26 protein-coding genes are annotated in these 24,608 nt (G+C 70.0%); 9 read left to right on the top strand and 17 right to left on the bottom strand.

Annotated features, from left to right (window positions below):
• Positions 1 to 52: 52 nt before the first annotated feature.
• The 3 genes from ACGF7Y_RS13070 to ACGF7Y_RS13060 all read right to left on the bottom strand — a co-directional run bounded on the left by ACGF7Y_RS13070 (position 53) and on the right by ACGF7Y_RS13060 (position 3,685).
• Positions 53 to 931 carry a sugar phosphate isomerase/epimerase family protein gene (locus ACGF7Y_RS13070; protein ID WP_393233167.1) on the bottom strand — a complete coding sequence of 293 codons (879 nt, stop codon included), beginning with the start codon at positions 929 to 931 and terminating at the stop codon, positions 53 to 55.
• A gap of 115 nt (positions 932 to 1,046) precedes the next feature.
• Positions 1,047 to 2,654, bottom strand: coding sequence for a hypothetical protein (locus ACGF7Y_RS13065; protein WP_393232901.1), 1,608 nt, complete (start codon positions 2,652 to 2,654; stop codon positions 1,047 to 1,049).
• Positions 2,651 to 3,685, bottom strand: a complete 1,035-nt coding sequence (locus ACGF7Y_RS13060; protein WP_051175599.1) for a Ppx/GppA phosphatase family protein — start codon at positions 3,683 to 3,685, stop codon at positions 2,651 to 2,653. The genes ACGF7Y_RS13065 and ACGF7Y_RS13060 overlap by 4 nt, the downstream gene beginning before the upstream one ends.
• A gap of 65 nt (positions 3,686 to 3,750) precedes the next feature.
• On the opposite strand from ACGF7Y_RS13060, the gene ACGF7Y_RS13055 reads away from it, so the two are divergent.
• The gene (locus tag ACGF7Y_RS13055; RefSeq protein WP_393232898.1) at positions 3,751 to 4,623 is read left to right on the top strand and encodes a hypothetical protein; all 873 of its coding nucleotides are present in this window, start codon (positions 3,751 to 3,753) and stop codon (positions 4,621 to 4,623) included.
• A gap of 109 nt (positions 4,624 to 4,732) precedes the next feature.
• Positions 4,733 to 5,062, top strand: coding sequence for a hypothetical protein (locus tag ACGF7Y_RS13050; RefSeq protein ID WP_040870397.1), 330 nt, complete (start codon positions 4,733 to 4,735; stop codon positions 5,060 to 5,062).
• A 70-nt stretch (positions 5,063 to 5,132) separates the two neighbouring features.
• On the opposite strand, the gene ACGF7Y_RS13045 is transcribed toward ACGF7Y_RS13050, so the two are convergent.
• The 3 genes from ACGF7Y_RS13045 to ACGF7Y_RS13035 form a co-directional block, all read right to left on the bottom strand.
• Entirely contained in the window at positions 5,133 to 5,822 is a 690-nt protein-coding gene (locus ACGF7Y_RS13045; RefSeq protein WP_043733312.1) for a response regulator transcription factor, read from the bottom strand.
• Complete coding sequence (locus ACGF7Y_RS13040; RefSeq protein WP_062968188.1) at positions 5,819 to 7,054, bottom strand: cell wall metabolism sensor histidine kinase WalK; 1,236 nt, start codon at positions 7,052 to 7,054, stop codon at positions 5,819 to 5,821. The genes ACGF7Y_RS13045 and ACGF7Y_RS13040 overlap by 4 nt, the downstream gene beginning before the upstream one ends.
• A 141-nt stretch (positions 7,055 to 7,195) precedes the next feature.
• Positions 7,196 to 7,603, bottom strand: a complete 408-nt coding sequence (locus ACGF7Y_RS13035; protein WP_083864078.1) for a helix-turn-helix domain-containing protein — start codon at positions 7,601 to 7,603, stop codon at positions 7,196 to 7,198.
• A gap of 90 nt (positions 7,604 to 7,693) precedes the next feature.
• Between ACGF7Y_RS13035 and ACGF7Y_RS13030 the strand changes: the two genes are divergently transcribed.
• Positions 7,694 to 8,353, top strand: a complete 660-nt coding sequence (locus tag ACGF7Y_RS13030) for an NADPH-dependent F420 reductase (RefSeq protein WP_393232893.1) — start codon at positions 7,694 to 7,696, stop codon at positions 8,351 to 8,353.
• A 10-nt stretch (positions 8,354 to 8,363) separates the two neighbouring features.
• Here ACGF7Y_RS13030 and ACGF7Y_RS13025 read toward each other — a convergent pair whose 3' ends face one another.
• The 8 genes from ACGF7Y_RS13025 to ACGF7Y_RS12990 all read right to left on the bottom strand — a co-directional run bounded on the left by ACGF7Y_RS13025 (position 8,364) and on the right by ACGF7Y_RS12990 (position 17,195).
• On the bottom strand, positions 8,364 to 9,665 hold the full coding sequence (locus ACGF7Y_RS13025) for an RNA polymerase sigma factor (protein WP_393232891.1): 1,302 nt from the start codon (positions 9,663 to 9,665) through the stop codon (positions 8,364 to 8,366).
• A gap of 15 nt (positions 9,666 to 9,680) precedes the next feature.
• Positions 9,681 to 10,100, bottom strand: a complete 420-nt coding sequence (locus tag ACGF7Y_RS13020) for a YciI family protein (RefSeq protein ID WP_040870403.1) — start codon at positions 10,098 to 10,100, stop codon at positions 9,681 to 9,683.
• Positions 10,101 to 10,288: 188 nt separating this feature from the next.
• Positions 10,289 to 12,346, bottom strand: a complete 2,058-nt coding sequence (locus ACGF7Y_RS13015) for a CocE/NonD family hydrolase (protein WP_393232887.1) — start codon at positions 12,344 to 12,346, stop codon at positions 10,289 to 10,291.
• A 215-nt stretch (positions 12,347 to 12,561) separates the two neighbouring features.
• Positions 12,562 to 13,299, bottom strand: a complete 738-nt coding sequence (locus tag ACGF7Y_RS13010; protein WP_040870406.1) for a phosphoglyceromutase — start codon at positions 13,297 to 13,299, stop codon at positions 12,562 to 12,564.
• Positions 13,300 to 13,380: 81 nt separating this feature from the next.
• The gene (locus ACGF7Y_RS13005; RefSeq protein ID WP_393232885.1) at positions 13,381 to 14,271 is read right to left on the bottom strand and encodes an ROK family protein; all 891 of its coding nucleotides are present in this window, start codon (positions 14,269 to 14,271) and stop codon (positions 13,381 to 13,383) included.
• A 79-nt stretch (positions 14,272 to 14,350) separates the two neighbouring features.
• Entirely contained in the window at positions 14,351 to 14,845 is a 495-nt protein-coding gene (locus ACGF7Y_RS13000) for a YbjN domain-containing protein (RefSeq protein ID WP_393233166.1), read from the bottom strand.
• Between the two features lie 5 nt (positions 14,846 to 14,850).
• Complete coding sequence (gene mshA, locus ACGF7Y_RS12995) at positions 14,851 to 16,296, bottom strand: D-inositol-3-phosphate glycosyltransferase (RefSeq protein WP_393232883.1); 1,446 nt, start codon at positions 16,294 to 16,296, stop codon at positions 14,851 to 14,853.
• Between the two features lie 77 nt (positions 16,297 to 16,373).
• Positions 16,374 to 17,195, bottom strand: coding sequence for an alpha/beta fold hydrolase (locus ACGF7Y_RS12990; protein ID WP_393232881.1), 822 nt, complete (start codon positions 17,193 to 17,195; stop codon positions 16,374 to 16,376).
• A gap of 73 nt (positions 17,196 to 17,268) precedes the next feature.
• On the opposite strand from ACGF7Y_RS12990, the gene ACGF7Y_RS12985 reads away from it, so the two are divergent.
• Both ACGF7Y_RS12985 and mscL read left to right on the top strand, forming a co-directional pair.
• Complete coding sequence (locus ACGF7Y_RS12985) at positions 17,269 to 18,003, top strand: SDR family NAD(P)-dependent oxidoreductase (RefSeq protein ID WP_393232879.1); 735 nt, start codon at positions 17,269 to 17,271, stop codon at positions 18,001 to 18,003.
• Positions 18,004 to 18,142: 139 nt separating this feature from the next.
• Entirely contained in the window at positions 18,143 to 18,616 is a 474-nt protein-coding gene (mscL, locus tag ACGF7Y_RS12980) for a large conductance mechanosensitive channel protein MscL (protein WP_393233164.1), read from the top strand.
• A gap of 6 nt (positions 18,617 to 18,622) precedes the next feature.
• Here the strand turns inward: mscL and ACGF7Y_RS12975 are convergent, their stop codons facing one another.
• Together ACGF7Y_RS12975 and ACGF7Y_RS12970 are read right to left on the bottom strand one after the other, a co-directional pair.
• Positions 18,623 to 19,846 carry an Ig-like domain-containing protein gene (locus ACGF7Y_RS12975; RefSeq protein WP_393233162.1) on the bottom strand — a complete coding sequence of 408 codons (1,224 nt, stop codon included), beginning with the start codon at positions 19,844 to 19,846 and terminating at the stop codon, positions 18,623 to 18,625.
• An 83-nt stretch (positions 19,847 to 19,929) separates the two neighbouring features.
• Complete coding sequence (locus tag ACGF7Y_RS12970) at positions 19,930 to 21,024, bottom strand: UDP-N-acetylmuramate dehydrogenase (RefSeq protein WP_393232876.1); 1,095 nt, start codon at positions 21,022 to 21,024, stop codon at positions 19,930 to 19,932.
• Between the two features lie 200 nt (positions 21,025 to 21,224).
• Between ACGF7Y_RS12970 and ACGF7Y_RS12965 the strand changes: the two genes are divergently transcribed.
• The 3 genes from ACGF7Y_RS12965 to ACGF7Y_RS12955 all read left to right on the top strand — a co-directional run bounded on the left by ACGF7Y_RS12965 (position 21,225) and on the right by ACGF7Y_RS12955 (position 23,129).
• A complete protein-coding gene (locus tag ACGF7Y_RS12965; protein WP_393232873.1) occupies positions 21,225 to 21,710 on the top strand; it encodes a DUF2505 domain-containing protein in 486 nt (161 codons plus the stop codon).
• 121 nt (positions 21,711 to 21,831) lie between these two features.
• Entirely contained in the window at positions 21,832 to 22,353 is a 522-nt protein-coding gene (locus ACGF7Y_RS12960) for a DUF2505 domain-containing protein (protein WP_393232871.1), read from the top strand.
• A complete protein-coding gene (locus tag ACGF7Y_RS12955; protein WP_393232869.1) occupies positions 22,323 to 23,129 on the top strand; it encodes a class I SAM-dependent methyltransferase in 807 nt (268 codons plus the stop codon). The genes ACGF7Y_RS12960 and ACGF7Y_RS12955 overlap by 31 nt, the downstream gene beginning before the upstream one ends.
• A gap of 11 nt (positions 23,130 to 23,140) precedes the next feature.
• On the opposite strand, the gene ACGF7Y_RS12950 is transcribed toward ACGF7Y_RS12955, so the two are convergent.
• Positions 23,141 to 23,749, bottom strand: coding sequence for a hypothetical protein (locus tag ACGF7Y_RS12950; RefSeq protein WP_062968373.1), 609 nt, complete (start codon positions 23,747 to 23,749; stop codon positions 23,141 to 23,143).
• Positions 23,750 to 23,848: 99 nt separating this feature from the next.
• Here ACGF7Y_RS12950 and ACGF7Y_RS12945 point away from each other — a divergent pair, with 99 nt between their 5' ends.
• Entirely contained in the window at positions 23,849 to 24,571 is a 723-nt protein-coding gene (locus ACGF7Y_RS12945) for a DUF2993 domain-containing protein (protein WP_393232866.1), read from the top strand.
• Positions 24,572 to 24,608 lie beyond the last annotated feature (37 nt).

Genomic DNA, 24,608 nt, shown 5'->3' with positions numbered 1-24,608 from the left:
AACGCACCTCGGACAGGATCGCATCGCCGCATACCGGACGAAGCGACGAGCGTCACATCGGTGGTTCGGGCGACCTCCGGCTCGCGCCGGCGGGCGTGGGCGCGGCGGCCACGACCAGATGCTTGCGCGCGAAGGCCAGCGTGCGATGCAGCATGTCGGCCCGCTCCTTGGTGGTGCGCGCGTTCTGCGTATTGATCTCGGCGACGACCTGACCGGTGAAACCGGTGCGGACCAGGGTCGCGCACACCTCCACGCACGGTTGGGAGCCCTCGCCGGGTACGAGATGTTCGTCGTGCGCGGCGCCCCGGCCGTCGGCCAGATGCAGATGGGCCAGACCGGGGCCCATGCGGGCGGCCAGGGCCAAGGGGTCGGCACCGGCGGTGGCGGTGTGCGACAGATCCAGCGTGTAGTGGCGGAAGCCGGTGTCGGTCGGGTCATAGGAGGGGCTGAAGGCGGTGAGCGCCGGACCCGGGCCGCCGCGCCGCTCCAGCCGTTTCACCGCGCCCTCCCGCCGGCCGAACAGCGTGTCCGCCCGCATCGGGAACATGTTCTCCACCGCGACGATCACCGGGCTGTTGTCTTCCAGCTCGGCCACCTGCGCGGCGAACCCGGCGGCATAGCGGCGCTGCCAGCGGAACGGCGGGTGCACGACCACCGTGCTCGCGCCGAGCGACTCGGCGGTGCGCACACTGCGCTCGAGTTTCGCCACGGGATCCGACCCCCACACCCGCTGCGAGATCAACAGGCATGGCGCGTGCACCGCGAGCACCGGCACACCGTACCGGCGCGAGTAGGCCTGCACGGTGGCGATGCTCTGACTGGCGGGTTCGGCCCAGACCATCAGCTCGACGCCGTCGTAACCGAGTTCGGCGGCGTACCGGAACGCGGCCTCCGTATTCTGCGGGTACACCGAGGCGGTCGAGAGCCCCACCTGGATCGGCTTCGGCCGGGACAGATCCCCGCCGTCGTCCGGGGGGCCCGCGCCGGTGCGCGACCCCACCCCGGTCTCGTTCGCCTGTCCTATATTCGCCACGACTGCTCCCTGCTCAGTTCGTGCTGAGAAGAAATGCCAACGGCCCCAGCGTGACGAAGATGCCCACGACCACGGCGATCACGGTGCTGAGGATGTCGTCGGTCCTGCGCAGAATCCGCACGAGGGCCACCAGACCGAGAATCACGATCATCGCCAGCGCCAGCGCCACCCACGGGAGCATCTCCCACATGCGCTCGAAGCCTTTGAACAGCAGCATGCCCGCGACAGCGGCGCCGATGCTCTGACCGCCGAGGATCATCCACTGGCGCCGGTTTTCGTCGTCCTCCGCCTTCTTGGCCGCCCTGGACCGGCGCGGCACGGTTGCCCTGGTGGCGGCGCGAGGTTCGTCGGCGAGGTCGTCATCGTCGTCCTCGTCCAGCTCGATCGGCTCGTAGACGTCGGTGACGCCGTCCATCTCCGCCACCTCGGCGGCGCGCCCACCGCGCCCACCGCGCCCACCGCGACCGCCGCGCCGCGCAGCGCCGCGCTCGGCCCGGTCGACGCCATCGCGCAGCAGGTCGCCTGCGACCGTCTGGCCGGAGAGCAACTGCTGGTCTTGGTTGGCCAGCGACCACGCGGCCGTCGGAATGCCGCCGGATTCCGGCGGGGGATCGCCCTGCGGCTTGTGCCGCCGGGCCGACCAGGCCGGCAGACCGTTCTCGCCGACGCCCTCCCGGCGAGCTGGTCTTCGATGCGCGTCCGGCTGCGGATCGGGCGCCGCGGGCCTGCCCGGCTTCGGACGCGGATCGGGCGGCGGCGGGAGGGGCAGCGGTTCCGACTCCGGGGCGAAACCACCGGTGGCGGGTGACCAGGCCGCGGTGGACGGGCCGAGATCCTCGGCCGCTTCCGCGGCCTCCGCCGCCCTGCGCCGCGCGGCGCGACCGCCCCCGGCGCCGTTGCGCTCGGGAAGAGGCGAGCGGCCGAAGCCGGGCTCCTCGAACTCCGCGCGGCCGTTGCGGCCCGGTTCGCCTGCTCCGCGACCGGGCAGCGGCTCCCGGCCGAACGGCTCGGGCCGGACCTCGTGCCAGGACCGGACCTCGGTGGCCTCCTCCTCCGGTTCCTCCCGCCTGCGCCTGCGCCCCGAGCGCGGAGGCGTCTCGGGCACGCCACCCGGCAGGTCGGGCACGTACGGACCCGGGGCCGCCGAAAACAGGTCCGACACCGGGGTATCCGGCGACAGGGGATCGTAGGACGTGCCGTGCCGTGCGGAGGGCATGTCCCGGCCGGGCATGACCCGGCTGGATCGCCCGGGGGGCGGATCGGCTCGCGGCGGGTCGGGCTGCGCGTAGCCGGCCAGCGGGTCGTACATCGAAATCGGGCCCGACATGGGCGAATACGACGACGGGTCGGGCTGCGGCTCGGACGCGTAGGACGCGGGCTCCGGCGGGGGCGGATCGTAGGAGGGCGGCGCGTAGGCGGGCTCCTCCGCTCCGGCATCGGGCGCCGCGTGCGCGGAGTGACCACCACCTTCCCGGATGACCGGCAGGTCGCCGGTCAGTTCGGCGACGGAGATGCCCCGGCCACTGCGGCGACGCCTGCCACCGCCGGACGAGCCACCGCTCTGCTGGCCGTTTCGTGCCAGCAGTTCCGCGACCGACAGCTGTTTGGAGTCCTCACTCATGACGACACCGTCCCGATCGAGCCCGGCGCGGGCGTGCCGCCGCCGGACGCAGGCCGACCGTCTCCGGTCGCCGTGCCCGCTGAGTACGTTGCTTCGGGTCCACCATTCATATCGGTATCCAGTTTGCGCAGGATGAGCCCTTCACGCAGCGCCCACGGACAAATCTCCAAGGAATCAAGCGAAAGTGCCCGCATACTCGCCTCCGCGACCAATGCGCCGGCCACCAATTGCTGTGACCGATCGGAACTTACGCCTTCCAATTCTGCACGGTCCGCCGCCGTCATTCGCGAGATGAACGCAATCAGTTGGCGCAGGCCCGAGCTCGTGAGTGTACGACGCGCCCGCGGGCCCGCCGCCGAGGGCGCCGCTCCGGTCAGTCGGGCAAGCGACCGGAATGTCTTCGAAGTGCCAACGGCCAGATCGGGCTTGCCCGGCTCGAGCAGCTTCTTCGCAGGCACCACCAATTCGGCGTCGAGCCAGTCGCGCAGCACGGCCACCCGCCGCTTGCCCGGCGGGTCCTCGCGCAGCCATTCCCTGGTCAACCGGCCCGCGCCGAGCTGTAGGGACACCGCGACGTCGGGTTCCTCGTCACCGCCGTTGGTCATTTCCAGCGAGCCGCCGCCGATGTCCAGATTGAGAATGCGCCCGGCGCTCCAGCCGTACCACCGGCGCACCGCGAGAAAGGTCAGCCGCGCCTCGTCGACGCCGGTCAGCACCCGCAGGTCGACGCCCGTCGCGGCGCGCACGCGGCCGAGCACCTCTTCGGAGTTGGCCGCCTCGCGCAGCGCCGAGGTGGCGAACGGCATCAGTTCGACGCATTTGGACGTCTCGGCGATGCTGGCGAATTCGGCGACGGTGTCGATCAGCCGCTGCGCGCCCGCCTCGGTGATGCACCCAGCGGCGTCGATGTTCTCCGCCAGCCGCAAGGTGGCCTTCGTCGAGCTCATCGGCAGGGGGTGACCGCCACGATGCGCGTCCACCACGAGCAGGTGAACGGTATTGCTTCCGACATCGAGTACCCCAAGCCGCACATGAACACGGTACTGGGTGACGCGGCACTACAACCCAGGCGACTGAACTGTTAGCGTCCTATTTCGTGACGGTAGGCGCATCCCAGAGCAGCCAGACCCGGCCCCGACCAGCGGGGAAGATCGACCCAGCCCCCGAAGTCGATCCCGACTTTCCCCGGGAGTGGATCGAGTTCGTCGATCCGGCAAACGACGAGCATCTGATCGTCGCCGATCTGACCTGGCTGCTGTCGAGGTGGACGTGCGTGTTCGGCACCCCCGCCTGTCAGGGCATCCTGTCCGACCGGCCGGATGACGGCTGCTGCTCGCACGGCGCGTTCCTCTCCGACGAGGACGACCGCAAACGGCTGAGTCGCGCTGTGAAGATGCTCACACCCCAGGACTGGCAGCTGCGGGGCGAGGCGACCAACGCGCAGGGCAAGATCACCAGGGCCGGCTACCTGGAACTCGACGAGTTGGACGACGAGCCCGCGCTGCGCACACGCCGGTTCGAAGGCGCCTGCATCTTCCTGAATCGCCCCGGCTTCGCGGGGGGCGTCGGCTGCGCCCTGCACACCATGGCGCTGCGGCGTGGCATGGAGCCGCTGGAGGTGAAGCCGGACGTGTGCTGGCAGCTGCCGATCCGCCGCACCCAGGACTGGGTGGACCGGCCCGACGGCGTGCAGATCCTGCGCACCGTGATCACCGAGTACGACCGCCGCGGCTGGGGGCCCGGCGGCGCCGATCTGGATTGGTACTGCTCCGGCTCCCCCGACGCGCACGTCGGCAGCAAGCCGGTCTGGCGGTCCTACGGCCCCGAGCTGACCGAACTGATCGGCGCGCCCGCCTACGCGGAGCTGGCCAGGCATTGCAAGCGCCGCGAGGGCCTCGGCCTGATCGCCGTCCATCCGGCGACGGTGCATGCCGAGCGGATGCCCGATTCCACGGATCCGCTCGCCTGATCGTTTGCCGACCGAGCGCCCGATAGGGCGGCCGTTCGCCGCTCGGTACCGCGCGTGGTTCACCCCGTCGCCATGCGCGCTTCACTCCGATGGGGTTTGATGTGCGGTTATGTCCAAGAAAGTTCTCACCGCAGCGACCATCGCCCTGGGCGCCGCCCTCTCGCTGACCGGAGTAGCCCACGCGGAGCCGAACGGCGACCCGCACAAGTTCTACGACTTCACCACGGAGTTCGTGGCGGCCACCGATCCGGCGGCGGTCAACGCCAAGGCCGCGGGCAAGCTCCTGATCGCCAGCCCGTACGGCACCTCGCACACCATCGCCTGCCGCGGCACCAACACCGCGGACCTCTACGACTGCATGCAGGAAGACGATCTGGGCTGGATCACCCTGCAGAAGACCGAGACCCCGCTCGGCACCACCTGGATCTACTTCCCCTGACGTCCGCCGACGCGACGGCCGAGAGCACCGCGGTGCTCTCGGCCGTTCGTGTTCCGCGCCGCGCGGGCGGTCATGCCTCCAGTTTGTAGCCGAGGCCGCGCACCGTGACCAGGTGTTCCGGCTTGGCCGGGTCCGCCTCGATCTTCGAGCGCAGTCGCTTGACGTGCACATCCAAAGTCTTGGTGTCGCCGACATAGTCGGCGCCCCACACGCGGTCGATCAGCTGACCGCGGGTGAGCACCCGCCCGGAATTGCGGAGCAGGTATTCGAGCAGATCGAACTCCTTGAGCGGCAACGTGACCGGCTTGCCGTTCACCATCACGGTGTGCCGGTCCACGTCCATCCGGACCGGACCGGCTTCCAGCACGCCGCTCTCGTTGGTGCCGTCCAGTTCGTCGCCCGCGCCGCGGCGCAGCACGGCGCGGATGCGCGCGATGAGTTCGCGCGCGGAATACGGCTTGGTGACGTAGTCGTCGGCGCCCAGCTCGAGGCCGACCACCTTGTCGATCTCGCTGTCGCGCGCGGTGACCATGATCACCGGGACGCCGCTGCGGGTGCGCAACTGCTTGCACACGTCGGTGCCGCTCATGCCGGGCAGCATGAGGTCGAGCAGGACGATGTCCGCACCGGACCGGTCGAACTCGGCGAGCGCGGACGGCCCGTCACCGACCACGGTGACCTCGAAACCCTCCTTGCGCAGCAGGAACGCGAGCGGATCGGCCAGCGACTCCTCATCCTCGACGATCAGAACACTCGTCATCTGCGTGCCTCCACACCATTCGGTCGGCCCGGTCCGGTAGGACGCGGGCTTGTTTCTATCGTGCTCACCACGGCGCCGTCGTGGTCGTCGTCGGCGCCTGCTTCGTGGTGGGCGGGTATGCGCAAGGTGAACGTCGATCCGGTGCCCAACTTGCTCCACAGGGTGATTTCCCCGTTGTGGTTGGCGGCCACGTGTTTGACGATAGCCAGGCCGAGTCCGGTGCCGCCCGTCTGACGCGAACGCGCCTTGTCGGACCGGAAGAATCGCTCGAACACCCGCTCCTGGTCCTCCTTGGCGATGCCGATGCCGCGGTCGGTGACCGCCATCGCCACGTGATCACCGCGCAGCGAGCGGCTCACCGACACGTGCGAACCGGCCGGTGAGTAGGCGATCGCGTTCTCCACCAGGTTGGACAGGGCGGTGACCAGCAGGGTTTCGTCGCCGAGTACCTCGAGCCCGCTCGGGCGGTCGGTGCTGACCGTGATCCCGGCGGCTTCGGCGGCGGTGCGGGAACGATCGACCGCCTGCGTGACCACGGTGTCCACGTCCACCACCTCGAGTTCGGGCAGTTTCTCCGCGCCCTGCAGGCGGGAGAGGGCGATCAGCTCGGTCACCATCTTGCCGAGGCGGCGCGATTCGCCGAGCACGCGCTGACCGAAGTGTCGCACGGCGTCGGGGTCCTCGGCGGATTCCAGGAGAGCCTCGGCAAGCAGGCTCATCGCGCCGACCGGGGTCTTGAGTTCGTGGCTGACGTTTGCGACGAAGTCGCGGCGGGTGGCCTCCATGCGGGCCTGTTCGGAATCGTCGTCGGCGAACAGCACGGTGAAGGTGGTCTCCTCGCGCGACAGTTGCCTGGCGACGCCGCGTACCGCGATGCGGCCCCGGCCGGGGACCGGATTCTTCGCGGTGAGGTCGAACTCGGCGGATTCGCCGGTGGCCAGCACCTTCTCCACCGCGGCCCAGGCGCGCTCGTCGAGCAGGCGATTACGGACCAGCCCGAGCTCCTCCGCGCGCGGGTTGACCAGCACGACGTCGCGGTATTCGTCGACTACCGCGATACCGCTCTCGGAGGCGAGCACGATCAGGTCGAGGACCTGGGACATGGTGAGACCGGAGTCGGCCTGCCTGCGCGCGGCCTGCCTGGCATTCACATACGGGATCAATAGCCCGCCGACTGCCAGGCCGACGACAGCCGCCAAGATGGCCAGCAGCACGGCCTGGGGAACACTCACCCCTGAATCGTACGGTCGCCGACCAGTAGGCCACCGCCGGGTACGTGAAGTTTCGCGCAGGTCACAGGCCCTTCCGGCCCCGTTAGCCGCATGTTTACGCACTGTTCGGCATGGGGTACTGGCAACCTATTCACCGGGCGGTCAGTCTGCTTCGTCGTCGGCGTCGGCGAGCGCCTCGTTCACGGCGCGACCGTGCTTGTCCACCCAGTCGCCGAGGGCGTAGATCGGGATCAGCAGGTCCGCGCCCGCGGCGGTCAGCTCGTACTCGACTCGCGGGGGCGCCTCGGCGTAGCGGTGACGGCGCACCAGCGTCATCCGCTCCATCCGCCGCAGCGTCTGCGTCAGCATCTTCTGGCTGATCCCGCCGATGGCCGCGCGCAGCTCACCGGGCCGCATGGGCCCCTCCCGCAGCATGTACACGATCACCGGCAACCAGGAGTTGCCGAAGATGTCCACACCCATCCGCGCGGGGCAATCGGATTCGAAGTCGCCGTACGGCGCGAACTCCACCCGCTCGGCGGTGACCGGTTCGATCGGTGCCGTGCTCACCGTTCCAGCTTGCCAGCGCCGTCGCGCACCCCGGAGTGCCCATCGGGATTCCTAGCGTTGTGAGCGAACACTGTCTAGTCAGGAGTTGGAATGCGAATCGGAATCATCGGGGCGGGCGCGATGGCGCGGGCGCTCGGCGGCGGCTGGAGCGCGGCCGGTCACGAGGTGCTCGTCGGCGCCCGGTCCGCCACCGCCGCAGGAGAACTGGCCGCCGCGATCGGCGCTCGGGCCGGAACGATCAGGGAGGCGGCCGGATTCGGCGATGTCGTCGTGCTCGCGTTGCCGGTCCAGGCGTTGCCGGAGGTGCTGCACGCCGTCGGGACCCTGCTGGCCGGCCGCACGATCGTCGACTGCACGAACGCCTTCGCACCGGACGCCGCGGCACCCGAGGGAACCACCGCGTTCGTGCTCGCCGAAGACGCTGTCGCGGAGGGGATCGCGGCGCAGGCGCCCGGTGCGCGCGTGGTGAAGGCGTTCAACCTCTGTGCCGCCGAGGTATGGGAGGCGAAGGAGCGGATCTTCGACGGCCGCCGCCTGGCGATCCCGCTGTGCGGCGACGACGAGGCGGCGGTGCGAGCGGTCGCGGCGCTGGCCGAAGACCTCGGGCTGCAACCGATCCCGGCGGGCGGACTGCACCGGGCCCGCTATCTGGAGGCTGTATCGGTGTTCACCGTCGGTCTCTGGTTCGCCGGACACGACGTCCGCGCGATGTTCCCGCCGGTGGACGCCGCGTTCGCCGTCACCGACTGACGTCCGGGAATCAGGCCGGATCGACCGAGCCGAGGTCGGCGAGCTTGCGCTCCAGCACCGCCCGCTCGCGCTGGTTGCCGCACAGCCCGATGGCGCGCTCCAGTTCGGTGCGCGCCTCCTTCGTGCGTCCCAGCCGGACGAGCAGTTCCCCGCGAACGCTCGGCAGCAAGTGCCAATGCGACAGCGCCGCGGCGGCGGCGAGTTCGTCCACGATCGGCAGCGCCGCGGCGGGCCCGCGCGCCATCGAGACGGCCACCGCCCGGTTGAGGTCGACCACCGGCGAGGGCGCGAGCCTGCCGAGCGCCTCGTAGATGAGCACGATCCGCTCCCAGTTCGTCGCCTCGACCGACCGGGCGACGGCATGGCATTCGGCGATCGCCGCCTGCAACCCGTAGGCGCCCAGTCCCCGGCCGACCTGCTCGGCGCGGGCCAAGGCGGCTCGGCCCCGGCGGATGGCGGCGCGGTCCCAGCGGCGGCGGTCCTGGTGCTCGAGGAGCACCGGCTCGCCGTCCGGGCCGGTGCGGGCGGGGAATCGCGCCGTGGTCAGCTCGAGCAGCGCCAGCAAGCCGTGCGTCTCGGGCGCCTCCGGCACCAGCCGGGCCAGCACCCGGGCCAGGCGCAGCGCCCCGCCCGCGAGGTCGAGCCGGATCAGGTCCGCGCCGGAGCTGGCCGATGACCCCTCGGTGAAGATCAGATAGACCACGCTGAGCACCGAGCCGAGACGCTCGGTGCGCTGCTCGGCCGGCGGCGCCTCGAAAGGCACCCGGGCCGCCGCGAGGGTCTTCTTCGCCCTGGTGATCCGGGCCTGCACGGTGGCGGCCGGAACGAGGAAAGCCTTGGCGATCTCGTCGCTGGTCAGACCGCCGACCACACGCAGGGTGAGCGCAACCCGCGCCTCCCGTGACAGCACGGGATGGCAGGAGATGAACATCAGCGCGAGCAGGTCGTCATCGATCCGGTCCGGATCCCACAGCACATCCTCGGCGTCCCGGGACGGATCGGCCGGCGCTCCTCCCGAGACGGCGCCGCCCTCGCCCAGATCCCGGGCGAGGGCGGCGTACCGCTCGTCGAGGGCGGAGCGCCGCCGGAACGCGTCGATCGCGCGGCGGCGGCCGACGGTGAGCAACCACCCGGCGGGATTGCGCGGCACGCCGTCGCGCGGCCAGGTCACGAGCGCCTCGGCCAGCGCCTCCTGCGCCAGATCCTCGGCCAACCCGAAGTCGCCGGTATACCGCGCGAGCGCACCGACGATCCGGGCCGACTCGATCCGCCAGACCGCGGCGACGGCCTCACGGCCGGTGTGGTCGCCCATCGTCGCTCGATCCGCTCAGAGCTGGCCGGTGGCCTCGCGCCACGCCCGCTCCTTCTGAATCCACACGTTGTCCTGCGGGAACTCGTCGATCGTGGGAACCCGGCGGATCTCGGTCTTGAAGCCGGGACCGGTCATCGGCATCCGCTTGGCCCATTCGATCGCCTCCTCCTTCGAGGCCACGTTGAGGATGTAGAACCCGCCGAACAGCTCCTTGGTCTCGCCGTACGGGCCGTCGGTGACGACGGGTGTCTCGGAGGAGTAGTCGACGACCACGCCCTCGGCGGCGTCCTCCAACCCCTCCGCCGCGAGCAGCACGCCCGCCCGGATCAGCTCGTCGTTGAACTTGCCCATCGTGTCGAGCAGCTGGTCGAAGTCGGTGTTCACCATCCCCGCGTAGGCCTCGTCGGTGGCGCGCATGATCAGCATGTACTTCATGGTTGTCTCCCTGGCTGTCCGGGTCCCTCTCCGGACCCTCTCACCCATAGGTCGAACGAGGGCCTTCGAAGATCGACAGACGCGCCGAGATTTTTTTCGATCCGGTTCGCCAGTTTTCGATCGGAGCGTGTGCCCTCGCCCATACCCCGCGGCGTCGATCATGATGCGCGAAGGGCACACGCCCGGATCTACCAGCCCGGATTTCCTCTGACCGGGATGTTGACGAAGCTCGGACGGCCGGGGTCCAGCTCCAGATGCTGTGGCCGCAGGCCGGTGTCGATCAGCATCGGCAGGATGGGCAGGCCCTTGGGGAAGTTGCCCGCGTACACGTCGACGCGCAGGCGGTGGCCCGGCTGCAAGAGCGCCTCGGTGGCGGGCAGCGCGATGTCCAGCGTGGTCGCCTCGCCGGGGACCGTCGGCTGCCGCTGCTCCAGCGAGGTGAACGGCCGCGGATCGGTGTAGTCGCCGCTGGCCGACCTGCTGCTGTTCGCGTCGTCTATGGCCCGCAGCGAAGCCATGAGCTGCCCCGACGACAGCACGCTTGACTGCCCGTCCGGCGCGACGTCGTTCACGGTGACCACCCAGTAGCCGTCGGCCGCGTCCTGCACGGTGTTGAGCCGCACCGCGATCCGCCCGGAGATCGAGGTCGGCTCGGCGACCGGGGCACTGGTGAAGGTCAGGCCGTTCAGCTCCTCGACCCTGGAGTCCTTGGCGCAACCGTCGATCACCGAGAGCACACCGGCGGTGCCCTGTGCGGCGTCGTTGGAGCACAGGCTGGTCAGGCCGGGCGCGACGGTCAGGCGGGCGGGTTCGCCGCTGTCCTCGGGGCTGAGCGAACCGTCGTGGACACTGTTGGCGGTGCCGCTGGGCGCGGCGGACAGATACATCCTGCGGTGCACCGCCTGTCGCGCCTCCGCCGCGGGGGTCGGCGCGGCGAACGAGTCGGTGGTGATCCAGCCGCCACCCTGCTGGCGCAGAGTGATCGGGCCGTACCGGTCGATGCCGTTGTCGACGTCCTTGAGCCATTTGTCGAACCACGCGCGCTGCAACACGTCCAGTCTCGGCGGCAGGCCCGGCCGGCCGTACTCGTTGCCCGAATTGAGGTGGTAGGTGTTGCCCATCAGCAATTGCTTCTGGCCCGGCGGCAGCGGAATCTCGTTGTAGATCTTGGATTCCGAGTAGGCGAACAGGTCGTGCCAACCGCCGGTGACGAAGGTCGGCGTCCGGATCCCGCTCGGGTCACCGAGCCAGTCCCGACGCGGCCGGGAACCGTCGGTCAGCAGTTCCTTGGCGCGCGGATCGAGATCCTCGAGGCGCGCGGTGGTGTAGACGTTCAGCAGGACGTCCATGAACGTCAACGGATCTCGGGCGCGGTCTGCCAGCCACGTAGTGTCCAGTTGCCCGTTGAGCACCGAAGCCAGATCGGGGATCAGCTTGAGACCGTTGATCGCGGTCAGCCACAGCGGGATGAAGTTGAAACCGAAGCCGCCGCCGGGCGCGAGCACGTCGTTGACCAGGTCGCTGCCCGGCACCACCGGGAAGATCGCCTGCAAGGCGGGTGGGCGCTGCTCGGCGGCCTGCACCTGGTTGATCCCGGAGTAGGAGATGCCGTTCATGCCGATCCGGCCGTTGGACCACGGCTGCCGGGACGCCCAGTCGATCACCTCGACCGTGTCCTGCTGCTCGCGGTCGCGCAGCATGTCCCAGACGCCCTGGGAGAAACCGGTGCCGCGCACGTCGACGACCACCTGCGAGTAGCCGCTCTTGATCAGCTGCCGGTCGACGGTGAAGTTGCGCAGTTCGCCGCCGCCGAACGCCTTGGTCAGATCGGTGACGCCGGACAGCGGGGTGCCGCTCATGTCGATCTGGCGGAACAGCTCGATCAGCGCGTCGGACAGGCCGGGAATCGACTGCGCGTGATCGGCCAGGTTCGACACCAGCTTGGTGTAGGGCGTGAGGTTGACGATCGTCGGCGTGGGCGTGTCGATGGGCCGGCCGGAGGCGTCCGCGGGGCGGTAGACGTTGCCCTTCAGGACGGTCCCGTCACTCATCGTGATGGGGACGTCCCATTGGATGTTGATGCCCGGGTACTGCTGGGGGCCGTCTTGGGTGGCCGCCCAGTCCGCTCCGGCGGCGCCGCCGTCCGGGCCGGTGGGCGGCGCGACGGCATCCGCGCCGCCTGCGAGGAAGGGGACGAGCATCGTGACGGCAACTGCCGCCACCGTGGCCCGCAACGCGTGCTTCATCGGACGTGATCCACCTCTCGGCTGGTCGAACGACCAGAGTGTACCGACCTACTTGCCGGTAAAAACAGTGGGTAACTTAATCGGCCGATGCTGTAGCACCGTTCGATGCCCCACTACCGGCGTGTCGCCCGCAACCCCCTGAGCCCGCGCCTGAAGCGACAACGCGCTGCCACCCGAACGGGTGACAGCGCGTTGCGGAGTTCGAGATGTGCCGGCTATTTGCCGCCCTGACCGGCGACGGCGGCGGCGCCCGCGGCGGCCGCCTCGGGGTCCAGGTACTCGTGCGGGCGCACCGGGCGGAGGTCCTCGTCCAGTTCGTACCGCAGCGGGATCCCGGTGGGGATGTTCAGGCCCGCGATGTCCTCGTCGGAGATCTGGTCGAGGTGCTTGACCAGGGCGCGCAGCGAATTGCCGTGCGCCGCGACCAGCACGGTCTTGCCGGACAGCAGGTCCTTGGAGATGGTCGACTCCCAGTACGGAACCATCCGGTTGACCACGTCGAGCAGGCATTCGGTCTTCGGGACGTCGATGCCCGCGTAGCGCGGATCGCCTTCCTGGCTGTACTCGTTGGCCGGGTCGATCGGCGGCGGCGGGGTGTCGTAGCTGCGGCGCCACAGCATGAACTGCTCGTCGCCGTACTTCTCCCTGACCTGCGCCTTGTTCTTGCCTTGCAGCTCACCGTAGTGGCGCTCGTTGAGCCGCCAGTCCCGGATCACCGGGATCCAGTGCCGGTCGGCGGCGTCCAGCGCGATGTTCGCGGTGGAGATCGCCCGGCGCAGCAGGGAGGTGTAGACGACGTCCGGCAGGATGCCGTGCTCGGCCAGCAGCTCCCCGGCGCGCTTGCCCTCGGCGATGCCCTTGTCGGTCAGATGCACGTCCACCCAGCCGGTGAACAGGTTCAGGGCGTTCCATTCGCTTTCGCCGTGGCGCAGCAGCACGAGGGTGTACGTCATGCGGCCATCCTCCCATGCGCGCCCGGCCGGGTCGCATCGGTTCCCGCCCCGCCGCCACCGCCTCCGCGGCAAAGCGCGATGTCAGACCGGTTCATCGGTGGCGAGCACGCCCGCGCCCACCAGCGTCGCGCCCTCGGTGATCCCGGAGAGTTCCACCCGCAGGCCGTGCAGGAAATTCAGCCCGGCGTGCGCGTCCACCGCGGCGCGCAGCGGATCCCACAGCGGCGCACCGGATTGCGCGAACCCGCCGCCGATCACCACCCGGTCGACGTCGAGCAGGGCGGCGGCCGAGGCGATCGCCGCGCCGAGCGCGGTGCCCGCCCGGTGCAGGGCGGCGACCGCGATCTCGTCACCCGCGTGCGCGTCCGCGGCCAGCCGCGCACCCGTGCCGCCGGACCAGCCCTGCTCGCGCGCCCAGCGCACCGACGACATGCCGCTGGCGATCGCCTCGACGCAGCCGCGGCCGCCGCAACCGCAGGGTGTGTCCCAGCCGGGCACGACGATGTGCCCCACGTGGCCCGCGTTGCCGGTGCGCCCGAGCAGCACCTTTCCGCCGGCGACGATCCCACCGCCGATCCCCGACGACACCGTCATGGCCAGCGCGTCGGGCACTCCGCGCAGCGCGCCGAGGCGGTGTTCGGCGAGCGCGAGACAGGCGCCGTCGATGGCGAAGCGAACCGTGGCGGCCGGGAACAGCTCTCGCACGGCGGCGACCACCGGGAAGCCCGCTTTCCACTCGGGAATGTTCAACGGACCGGTGACGCCGGCCCGCACGTCCACCGGACCGGCCGCACCGATCCCTACGGCGCTGACCGGTTCCGCCCCCGCCACCGCGAGCAGCAGTTCCCGACAGGCCCTCCATACACCCGCGTCCGGCACGTCCACCCGGCGTACTCCGCGCACCTCGGGACCGGGTCCCACCACTCCGGCCGCGAACTTGGTCGCGCCGATGTCCAGAGCGAGAATCGCCAACGTCGTGTCCCTTCGCCGATCCGAGCCACCTGCGATTGTCGCCCGGTCGGCGCCACGGCGGGCCGGATCCGGCGACCGGTCAGGGCTTGTCGGCGGAGTCGACCAGATGCTCGAAAGCGCGCAGGTTCTGCAACGATTCACCGCGCGAGACGCGCCACTTCCATTCCCGCCGAATCGATTCGGCGAAGCCGAGTTCCAGCAGTACGTTGAAGTCGGCGTCGACGGCCTCGAGAATCTGCCCGAACACCCGGTCCAGTTCGTCGGGGGTGACGGCATGCGTGGACAGGCGGCCGACCAGATAGATGTCGCCGACCCGGTCGAGGGTGTAGGCGACGGCGTAGAGCCTGCGGTTGCGGCGCAGCAGGAACTTGTAGACGCCTTCGAAGTTCTCGTCCGGCTTGCGGCAGACGAACGCTTCGACCCGGACACCGTGCTTGCCCACCGTGAGCATCACCGTGGTCTTGAGTTTGCGCTCACCGGGCAGGACGACGACGAAGGTCTCCTCGCCCGGCCGGGTGTACTCGATCTCCCTGTCGCGCAGCGTCGCGTCGATGAGCTGCGCGGTCGCCTGCACCTCGTTCACCGGCGTACTCCCATCCGGCGCCGCCACAGCGCCCGTGATCTGGCCTGGCTGGTCTCACCGAGTAGGGCCGCCGTCCGCTCGCCGGCCGGGCCGGTGCGCTCGGCGGAGTCCGAATCGTACGCATCCTCCCGCACGACGCTGTGCGCCAGGCCGCGGCCGCCCAGCCCCGTCCGCTCCTCCCGGAAACCGGCCAGGGCCGCGGCGTAGCTGGCCAGCAGCCCGTCGGCGGTGTGCGCCCAGGAGAAGTTGGCCGCGTGCGTGACGGCCTGCTCGCTCATCCGGTGCAGGCGGTCGGGGTCGTCCAGCAGCAGGCCCAGCGCGTTCGCCCAGTCCGCGGTGCGGTGCCCAGGGACCAGCAGACCGGACACGTCGTGCCGCACGGCCGTGCCGAGACCACCGACGTCGGCGGCGAGCACCGGCGTGCCGCTGGCCTGCGCCTCGATGGCGACCAAGCCGAAGGACTCGTTGTAGCTCGGCACCGCGACCAGGTCGGCGGCGCGGTAGACCTGTACCAGCCGCTGCGGTGGCTGCGGGGGCAGGAAGCTGACCCGCTCGGCGATGCCCAGCTCGGCGGCCAGGTCGATCAGCGCGTGCGGCCGCTCCAACCCGCTGCCGGACGGACCGCCCACGATCAGCACGCGCAGCTTGCGCTCCGGGTCGGCGCGCAACACCTCGGCCGCGGCGCGCACCAGCACGTCGGGCGCCTTCAACGGTTGGATCCGGCCGACGAACGCGACGATCCGCTCGTCGGCGGCCAGCCCCAGTTCGGCGCGGGCGGCCGCCTTGTCACCGGGGTGGTAACGGCTCAGGTCGGCGCCGGGCGGTACGACGTCGATGCGCTCCGGGTCGGCGCCGTAGAGCTCGACCAGCTGGCGGGCCTCCTCGGCGGTGTTGGCGACCAGCCGATCGGATTCGGCGATCACCTGTTTCTCGCCGATCTCGCGGGTCACCGGTTCGGGACAGTCGCCTTCGGCCAGCGCGGAATTCTTCACCGCCGCCAGGGTGTGCGCGGTGTGCACCAGCGGCACCCGCCACCGGTCCCTGGCCAGCCAGCCGACCTGGCCGGACAGCCAGTAGTGCGAATGCACCAGGTCGTAGTAACCGGGCAGATGCCGGGCCTCTTGTCGCAGGACCTCCGCGGTGAAGGGGCACAGCTGGGTGGGCAGATCGTGCTTGTCCAGCCCCTCGAACGGGCCTGCTACCACATTGCGCACCAGCACGCCGGGCGCGGCCTCCTGGACGGGCGGGACGTTCGACGACGTGGCCCGGGTGAAGATCTCCACCTCGGTGCCGCGCCGGGCCAACTCGACCGCCGTCTGCAGGACATAGACGTTCATGCCGCCCGCGTCGCCGGTGCCCGGCTGCGCGAGTGGTGAGGTGTGCACCGATAACACGGCGATACGGTTCGGCCGTAGGTCCGGGCGCTGGCTCACACTATCCATAGTGCACGTTGCGTTCCCCGGCCCAGACACGCTATCCGCGGCAAGTGAGAGCTATCACAGGGCGGGCGTGAATCCGATCACAGACTGTCGACGAACGCGCTCACCTCGGTGACGAAACGGGAACGGTCCTCGATGAACAGCCCGTGCTGGGCCCCTTCCCAGAACGACGCGCGCGCGTCCGGGACGGCCTCGGCGATGTAGCGGCCGTTCTCGATCGGCACGACCTGGTCGGCCGTGCCGTGCAGGACGAGCACGGGAACGTCCAGCGTGCGCAGTGTCTCGGTGTTGTCGACGGTCCGGTAGAACAGCGCTTTGCGCACCGCGGGCGGGGTGGCGAGGCTGGCACCGAACAGGCGCTGCGCGTCGGGCCCCTTGTCCGCGCCCGGTCCGGTGTTGGCGTTGCCGAACACACCGAAGGCACGCACGGCCCGCCCCGCGCTCTCCTCGAAGACGCCCGGTATGGCCTCGCCCATCATGCGGCCGGTCGCCGCGCCCGGCACACCGGGGCCGATGTTCGCCATCGAGCCGGTGTAGACGACGCCCGCGACGGCGCTCGTGCCGTAGGCGGTCAAGTAGTCCGACAGCACGATCCCCCCGTAGGACCAGCCGAGCAGCACCGCGCCGGACGCGATGTCCTCGGCCGCCAGTACCGCCGCGAGGTCGGCCGCCCAGTTCTTCGGATCGTCGTAGCCCGTCGCGGGCGCGTCGGAGTAGCCGTGGCCACGCAGGTCGACGGCGATGACCCGGAAGCGCGCGGCGAGGTCGTCGGCGGCCGCACCCCAGCAGCGCAGATTCGCCGACCAGCCGTGCACCAGCAGCAAGGGGCGACCGTGCGCCGGACCACTCACCCGATAGACGATGTTCGTTCCGTCCGCGCTCACCACGTCCCGAATAGCCATGCCACCGAGGCTAACCGTCGTTCCGGTGACCGCGAACGATCGGGCAAACCTCGCGCACCTAGGATCTAACGGCATGAGCACTCGCAGCGCCGTCGTCACCGGAGCCAGCTCGGGCATCGGCGAGGCCACCGCCCGGGAGCTGGCGAAGCAGGGCTATCACGTCTACGTCGGTGCGCGCCGGGTCGATCGGCTGCACCGCCTCGCCGAGGAGATCGGCGGCACCGCACTGGAACTCGACGTCACCTCCGACGAGTCCGTGCGCGCGTTCGGCGAAGCGGTCGAACGCGTCGACGTGCTGGTCAACAACGCGGGCGGCGCCAAGGGCCTGGCGCCGGTGGCCGAGGCCGACCTGGACGACTGGCGCTGGATGTGGGAGACCAACGTGCTCGGCACGCTGCGTGTCACCAAAACCCTGCTGCCGAAACTGATCGCCTCCGGCGACGGATTGATCGTCACCGTCACCTCGGTGGCCGCGTTCACCGCCTACGACAACGGTTCCGGTTACACCTCCGCCAAACACGCGCAGGCGGTGCTGCACCGCACCCTGCGCGGTGAGCTGCTCGGGCAGCCGGTACGCCTGACGGAGATCGCTCCCGGCGCGGTGGAAACCGAGTTCTCGCTGGTGCGATTCGATGGCGACGCCGAGCGGGCGGCAAAGGTGTACGAGGGCATCGACCCGCTGGTCGCCCAGGACATCGCGGAGGTCATCGGGTTCGTCGCGTCCCGGCCCGCGCACGTCAACCTGGACCAGATCATCATCAAGCCGCGTGACCAGGCCGACGCGGGGCGGTTCGCCCGCCGCACCTGAACCTTTCATAGCCGAATCGCATCACTCGCTCGCCGACCTGAGCCGGGTCGCGGATTGCTCGGTCTTCGCTGTGCGTTTCGAGCCGTTAGCATCCGAGGAGCTGTCAGTGTAGGGACATCGGATGGGAGTGGTTCGGCTCATGCTCAAGGGCTTCAAAGAGTTCCTGATGCGCGGGAACGTCATCGATCTCGCGGTCGCCGTCGTGATGGGCACCGCGTTCACCTCCGTGGTGACCTCGGTGACGAAAGGCGTTGTCAACCCGCTGCTCGCGGTGTTCGGCAGTACCAACGCGCTCGGCCTCGGCGTTCAGCTGATCCCCTCCAAGCCCGCCACATTCATCGCCATCGGCCCGATCATCACGGCCGCCATCGATTTCGTCATGGTCGCCGCGGTGCTGTACTTCGTGCTGATCCTGCCCATGAAGACGATCAAGAACCGCTTCGGTACCCCCAAAGCCGCCGAACCGAGCCAGATCGAGCTGCTGACCGAGATCCGCGACCTGCTCGCCGAGCGGCACGAAGCGGTCCGCGCGCAACAATCCGCCGACCGCAGAATCGAAGCGGAACACGCGGCCGACAGCGAGTCCGAAGAGCAGAACGTGAAGGTGCGCTAGAACCGGTCAGCGCGCTCCCGCGGGCTGCGGGGGCAGGGGCGTGGCGGAGACCACGGGCGACGGCGCGCCTTGCAACGCCGACATGGTCTTCCAGGTGCTCCAGTCGATGGTCCAGTCGTAGAGGTCGCCGTCGGCGGCCGAGAGCGGAATCGATGTTCCGGTCACCTCCACCGGATCGCCGTACAAAGCCGTGGGGAAATAGGCCTGGGCGTCGGCGGGCGACAGGTTGATGCACCCGTTGGTGACATTCGCCGAGCCTTGCGCCGCCAGCGATTCCGGGTTGGCGTGGATGAATTCGCCGTTGTTGGAGATGCGTACCGCCCAGCGTTCGCGAACGTTGGTGTAGTACGGCGGGTTCGACATCATGAAGTCTTCGTATTTCTCGGTGACCACGTGAACGCCGGAGCGGGTCACGTTGCGCGGTTCGTTGCCCTCGCCGTAACTGGCCGCGAGATCGAACACGGTCCGCCCGTCACGCACCACCTGGATGCGGTGGCTGGGAGCGCTCGCCTTGACGATCTGGCTGCGGCCGACGCGGAAATCCGTGGTCAGGTCGGAATCGCCGTAGTTGCCGGCGCCGAGGTCCAGTCCGTAGAGCCGGGCCGAGACGTGCACGCTCGTCCCCGGGGTCCAGTAGTTCTTCGGACGCCAGTGCAGGCGTGAGCCGCCGTCGTCCGGGAACCAGGCCCACGCGCCCTCGGTGGGCGGGTCGGTGGTGATCGTGAGCGCCTTCTCCACCGCGGCCTTGTTCACGACCGAGGACTTGAACTGCAAGATGATCGGCGCCGCGATGCCGACCTCCTGGTTGTCACCGATGTTCAGGGTCGCGGGGACGGTGTTCTTGGGCGCGAGGGTGCGGAACGAGCCATCGATCGGGATCGGCTTGCCATCGGTGCCGACGGCGGTGCCCGACCAGGTGTAGGTGGCGTCGTAGCCGAGCGGCTCGGTGATGGTGTAGCCGCGCCGATCCGGAGCGAGCTCACCGCGCACCTGCTTGCCCGCGGCGTTGGTCAGCGCGACCTGATCGATGGTGCCGTCGCTGATCGTCACCGAGACCGGGGCGGTCGGGTTGACGTCGGCGTCGTCGTCGGCGGGGGTCAACTTCACTTTGGCGATCGGGCCGGAGTCGCGACTCGACGGGCCGGAGTCACGGTCTATCGTGCAACCGGCCACCAGGGCGACAACCACCAGCAGGACGGCCGACGCCACGGCAACCGATCGGCGGATCATCGGACGGTGGTTCACTTCGTCGAATCTACGCGCGGCGCGCGGCCGGTCTCGTTTCCGCGGCGTGTGGTGTCGGCCTCAGCGCGTCAGAGCGTGACGCCCACGGTGACCGGCTCCGGCTCCAGCCGGATCCCGAAGCGCTCGGCGACGCCGTCGCGGACCGTCCGGGCCAGCGCCACCAGATCGGCGGCACCGGCGGCGCCGCGATTGGTCAGCGCCAGTGTGTGTTTCGTCGACAGCCGAGCCGGAGCTCCGGCGCCGGGGAAGCCCTTGGCGAAACCAGCACGCTCGATCAGCCAGCCCGCCGAGAACTTGACCCCCTCCGGCGCCGGGTAGGTCGGCACCGCGACATCGCCCAGGTGCGCGGCGATCGCGGCGCGCACTTGCGCCACCCGCTCCGGCGCGACGACCGGGTTGGTGAAAAACGAGCCCGCACTCCAGGTGTCGTGGTCGGTGGGATCGAGGACCATGCCTTTGCCCGCGCGCAACCGCAGCACCGCGTCCCGGACCTGCGCCGCGGGCCGGGTCTCCCCGTCCCCGGCGCCCAGCACCGAGGCCAGTTCGCCGTAACGCAGCGGCACGCTGGAACCGTCCGGGCGCAGCGCGAACTCGACCGCGAGCACGACGGCGTCGTCACGGTGCTTGAGCACGCTGGTGCGATAACCGAAGCCGAGTTCGCCGGGCTCCACCCAGCGGATCTCCCCGCTCGCGCGGTCCAGCAGGCGCACCCGGCGCAGCAGGCCCGCCACCTCCGCGCCGTAGGCGCCCACGTTCTGCACGGGCGTCGCGCCCGCCGAACCGGGAATGCCGGACAGGCACTCCAGTCCCCCGAGACCGGCGTCGACCGTCGCACGCACCACGGCGTCCCAGTTCGCGCCCGCCTCGGCGACCACACCACCATCGCCGATCTCGACGCCGGTGGTGGCGACCCGGACCACCACGCCGTCGAAGCCGTCGTCGCTGATGAGCAGATTGGAGCCACCCGCGAGCAGCAGGACCGGGACGCCCGCCGCGTCCAGCGCGCGCACCGTCGCGACCAGGGCCTCGGTCGTCGCGCATTCGGCGACCAGGGCGGGGCCGCCGACCCGCAGTGTGGTCAGCTCTGCCAGCCGCACGTCGGCGCGCAACCGCGCACCGGTACCGGCGAGGAGGTCCGACGGCACAACTCGTGAAGTTCGCACGGTGCTAAACGGTAGCGTGCGTGCCGACGGCTACACGCTGGTGTATTCCTCTCGCGGCGGATCGGATGGCACCACTCGGACAGCACGAGCGCCACCCGATAGCGGGCGCGCCGATGGCCGCAGGGGCGTCGTTCGGCCCGCGAGCAGATCGGACAACACCACTCGTGTGGCTCCGGCGCTGCACGGTAGCGTGTGCACCCATGGCTACACCGCTGGCGTACACGGCCCGCTACTCTCATCCGCCCGCCGCGGTGCGCGCGGCGTTCGCGAACGATCAGTACTGGAAGGATCGCATCGCGGCGGTCGGCGGCCCCAATGCCCGGCTGGATTCGGTCACCGTCAGCGGTGATCAGGTGCGCGTCGAGATGGTGCAGGCCATCGCCGCCGAACAGCTGCCCGCCGCGGTCACCGCGGTGCGTCCCGGCGATCTGATCATCCCGCGCGTCGAAGATTGGACCGGCGATCGGGCCGACTTCGAAGCCCGCGTCGAGGGCGCGCCCGCCGAGGTGCGCGGCACCGTCACGCTGGCCGCCGACGGCTCCGGCGCCGTCGCCACGGTCGAGGGCACCATCGAGGTGAAGATCCCGCTGTTCGGCAGCAAGATCGAGAAGGCGATCGCGGAGCACCTCACCGAGCTGCTGAAGAACGAGGCGGAATTCACCGGCCGCTGGCTCGCGGAGCACTGATCCACGCGCGGAATGCGGACTTTGTTCGACGTCACACCGTGCGGTCCCCGCGTTCGTGGCAGGTCCGCACTCCACCCGCCCGCCGAGGTCGGCGGCGCCGCACCCAGTAACGTGTGAGCCCATGGCACGCCGATTGGACTACTCCGCCCGCTATCCGCTGCACACCGCAAAAGAGCTGTACGCGGCGCTGTCGAACCGCGATTACTGGGACGCGCGGATGCAGGAGATGAGGAAGTACTCGCCCGGCAACGAGGTGGTCCGGCTGGAGGCGGGCGACGGCGGGATCGACGTCGAACTGCACCACATCCTGCCCCGCGAGATGCTGCCCGAGATCGCCCAGACGGTCATCCGCAAGGACATGGTGATCACCCGCAAGGAGACCTACAGCCCGTTCGCCCCGGACGAGGTCACCGGCAAGTACTCGGCGGCCATTCCGGCGGGCCCCGGCAGCCTCGGCGGCACCATCCGCCTTTTCCCCACCGACACCGGTTGCACCATGCGCTTCTCCTCGGAGGCGAAGGTGTTCATCCCGATGGTCGGGCCGCGCCTGGAGCAGCTGATGCTGGTGAACCTGGTCGACCTGTTCCGCGGCGAGGCCGAGTTCACGGTCAAGTGGCTGGAAGAACAGCACCCCACTCGCTGACCAGACCGGTCGGCAACATCACCCGTGGCACCACCGCCGTCAACCGCCTCCGCCGCAGCGACCGCAGGCTGATCCACGACGACCTCGTCGCCGACCGGCTGGTCCGCGCACCCGATCCGCTGGTGGTCGACCTCGGGTACGGCGCGAGCCCGTGGACCACCTTCGAGCTGGCGGCGCGCCTGCGCACGATCCGCGCCGACGTGCGCGTGGTGGGGCTCGAGATCGACCCGCAGCGCGTGGTGCCCGGCCGCGACGGCGTCACTTTCGCACGCGGCGGCTTCGAATTGGCGGGGCTGCGGCCGGTCCTCGTTCGCGCCTTCAATGTGCTGCGGCAGTATCCGGAATCGGCGGTCCCGGACGCGTGGTCGACGGTCCTGGCGGGGCTGGCGCCGGACGGACTGCTGGTCGACGGCACCTGCGACGAATTGGGCAGACGCTGCGCGTGGATCCTGCTCGACCGGGACGGGCCGCGCTCGCTCACGCTGGCTTGGGATCCGTTCACCGTCGAGCGGCCCTCCGACCTCGCCGAACGCCTGCCCAAAGCGCTGATCCACCGCAATGTCCCCGGGGAACCCATCCACGCGCTGCTCGCGGCAGCCGATCGTGCCTGGGCCCACGCCGCGCCGATGGCGCCTTTCGGTCCCCGTGTCCGCTGGCGTGCGGCTGCCCAAGCCTTGCGCGCGGAAGGCTTCCCGATCCGCCCCTACCGCCGCCGCCTGCGCGACAATGTGCTCTCGGTGCCGTGGTCGGCCGTCGCGCCGCTCGATCCGGGCTAGCCAGAGTTTCGTCACGCTACGGCTAGCGCCTGGTACACCCGTCTGGCTGCGCGGGGCGAGAGGCGCGCTCCCGCGTCGGTGATCTCCCGGCCCGCGCAGCGGTCGATGGCGACCGCGTCGGCGACCACCTCGTTCAACGCCGCCTGCCCGATATCGCCCTCGGCCAGGTCCAGCACCGTGCGCACCGGCGTCGTCACCAGGAACGGGCCTGCCGATTCGACATCGGCGCCGGCCAGCGACCGGCGCACGACCGCCAGCCGCGGCGTCACCGGTGGACGTCCCGCGCGCACGGACAGGTGCAGGAACCGCGGGCCGAGACTGCCGAGCCCGTGCAACTCCGCCGCGCTCTGATGGGAGACCACCGCGGCGCCGTCGAACCAGGCAGCCCACATCGCGTATTCGTCGAGCGGACCTTCCGGCCACCCGGCCAACCGCAGCATGCCGATTCCCGCCCTGGTCACCGAACCGTCGCCGAGTCCTGCCCGCACTCGCGCCCCGCACCCCGTGCGCAGTACCTGCCGAGTCGTGAAGAAACCGGCGTGCCGACCGGCCCAGCGGCGCAGAACACGCCATCCTTGTTCCGCGGATCCGATCGCGCGGCTTGCCACATCGCCAGCCATGGGCATCAGGCTACGCTCGGTTTTTGTGCTGCATGTCACATTCGAACCCCTCACTGCCTCCTCAGAGACGGCACAGAAAGGTCGGGAAGAATTTTCGCCATGAGTACGAACACAACCTCCACCAAGACGATCAACCGGCGAGCCCTGCTGATCGCCCTGACCGTGGTAGCTGTTCTGCTCGCCACGATCCTGGTCGGCGGCGAGGCCTACGCCAGGCACACGGTGTCGAAGTGCATCAGTTCGCAGTTCGAGAAGGAAATGGGATCGAAGATCGACGTCGGCTTCGGCCCCAAGCCGATGCTGATCACCTGGATCGACGGCAAGGTGCCCTCGGTGCGGGTGAACAGCGACGACACCAAGTTCGGGCCCGCCGTCGGGATGGTGGTGCGCGCCGTCTTCCGGGACGTCGACCTCGCCGACCACGGTGGCGGCGAGATCGGCAGTTCCTCGGCCGATGTCACGTGGAGCAACGAGGGGATCAAGGAGACCCTCGGCGGCATGGTCAGTGACGTGAGCTCCTCGGCGAGTACCGGCCTGCTCACCCTGTCGGTGCTCGGCGGCCTCGCCCAGCTCCAGCTGAAGCCCCAGATCGTGAACGGGACGGTGCAGGTGGAGACGATGTCGGCGGAGCTGCTCGGCATGGGCCTGCCCGCCGACCTGGTACAGAGCATCGTCGACCTGTTCACCCAGAGCCTGCAGAGCTACCCGCTCGGCATGGCGGCGACCGAACTACAGGTCACCGACTCCGGCGTCGCGGTCCACCTGTCGGGTGGACGCACCCAGCTCGAGCCCGCGGGCGACAGCTCCGATATGCGCTGCTGAACGCGCCCCGCCACAACGCCTTCGGGCGTAGCGGAGG

Origin of the sequence: Nocardia sp. NPDC047654, assembly GCF_043205035.1 — a bacterium.
In the GTDB taxonomy this organism is placed as follows: domain Bacteria; phylum Actinomycetota; class Actinomycetes; order Mycobacteriales; family Mycobacteriaceae; genus Nocardia.
The sequence above is the reverse complement of the archived record's forward strand: the minus strand, read 5'-3'. Positions and strand labels throughout refer to the sequence as shown.

Coding starts and splice junctions, on each gene's coding strand:
- ACGF7Y_RS13065 (WP_393232901.1), bottom strand. CDS start 2,654: ATGAGTGAGGACTCCAAACAGCTGTCGGTCGCGGAACTGCTGGCACGA.
- ACGF7Y_RS13050 (WP_040870397.1), top strand. CDS start 4,733: ATGTCCAAGAAAGTTCTCACCGCAGCGACCATCGCCCTGGGCGCCGCC.
- ACGF7Y_RS13045 (WP_043733312.1), bottom strand. CDS start 5,822: ATGACGAGTGTTCTGATCGTCGAGGATGAGGAGTCGCTGGCCGATCCG.
- ACGF7Y_RS13030 (WP_393232893.1), top strand. CDS start 7,694: ATGCGAATCGGAATCATCGGGGCGGGCGCGATGGCGCGGGCGCTCGGC.
- ACGF7Y_RS13025 (WP_393232891.1), bottom strand. CDS start 9,665: ATGGGCGACCACACCGGCCGTGAGGCCGTCGCCGCGGTCTGGCGGATC.
- ACGF7Y_RS13020 (WP_040870403.1), bottom strand. CDS start 10,100: ATGAAGTACATGCTGATCATGCGCGCCACCGACGAGGCCTACGCGGGG.
- ACGF7Y_RS13015 (WP_393232887.1), bottom strand. CDS start 12,346: ATGAAGCACGCGTTGCGGGCCACGGTGGCGGCAGTTGCCGTCACGATG.
- ACGF7Y_RS13010 (WP_040870406.1), bottom strand. CDS start 13,299: ATGACGTACACCCTCGTGCTGCTGCGCCACGGCGAAAGCGAATGGAAC.
- mshA (WP_393232883.1), bottom strand. CDS start 16,296: ATGGATAGTGTGAGCCAGCGCCCGGACCTACGGCCGAACCGTATCGCC.
- ACGF7Y_RS12990 (WP_393232881.1), bottom strand. CDS start 17,195: ATGGCTATTCGGGACGTGGTGAGCGCGGACGGAACGAACATCGTCTAT.
- ACGF7Y_RS12985 (WP_393232879.1), top strand. CDS start 17,269: ATGAGCACTCGCAGCGCCGTCGTCACCGGAGCCAGCTCGGGCATCGGC.
- mscL (WP_393233164.1), top strand. CDS start 18,143: ATGCTCAAGGGCTTCAAAGAGTTCCTGATGCGCGGGAACGTCATCGAT.
- ACGF7Y_RS12975 (WP_393233162.1), bottom strand. CDS start 19,846: ATGATCCGCCGATCGGTTGCCGTGGCGTCGGCCGTCCTGCTGGTGGTT.
- ACGF7Y_RS12965 (WP_393232873.1), top strand. CDS start 21,225: ATGGCTACACCGCTGGCGTACACGGCCCGCTACTCTCATCCGCCCGCC.
- ACGF7Y_RS12960 (WP_393232871.1), top strand. CDS start 21,832: ATGGCACGCCGATTGGACTACTCCGCCCGCTATCCGCTGCACACCGCA.
- ACGF7Y_RS12950 (WP_062968373.1), bottom strand. CDS start 23,749: ATGGCTGGCGATGTGGCAAGCCGCGCGATCGGATCCGCGGAACAAGGA.
- ACGF7Y_RS12945 (WP_393232866.1), top strand. CDS start 23,849: ATGAGTACGAACACAACCTCCACCAAGACGATCAACCGGCGAGCCCTG.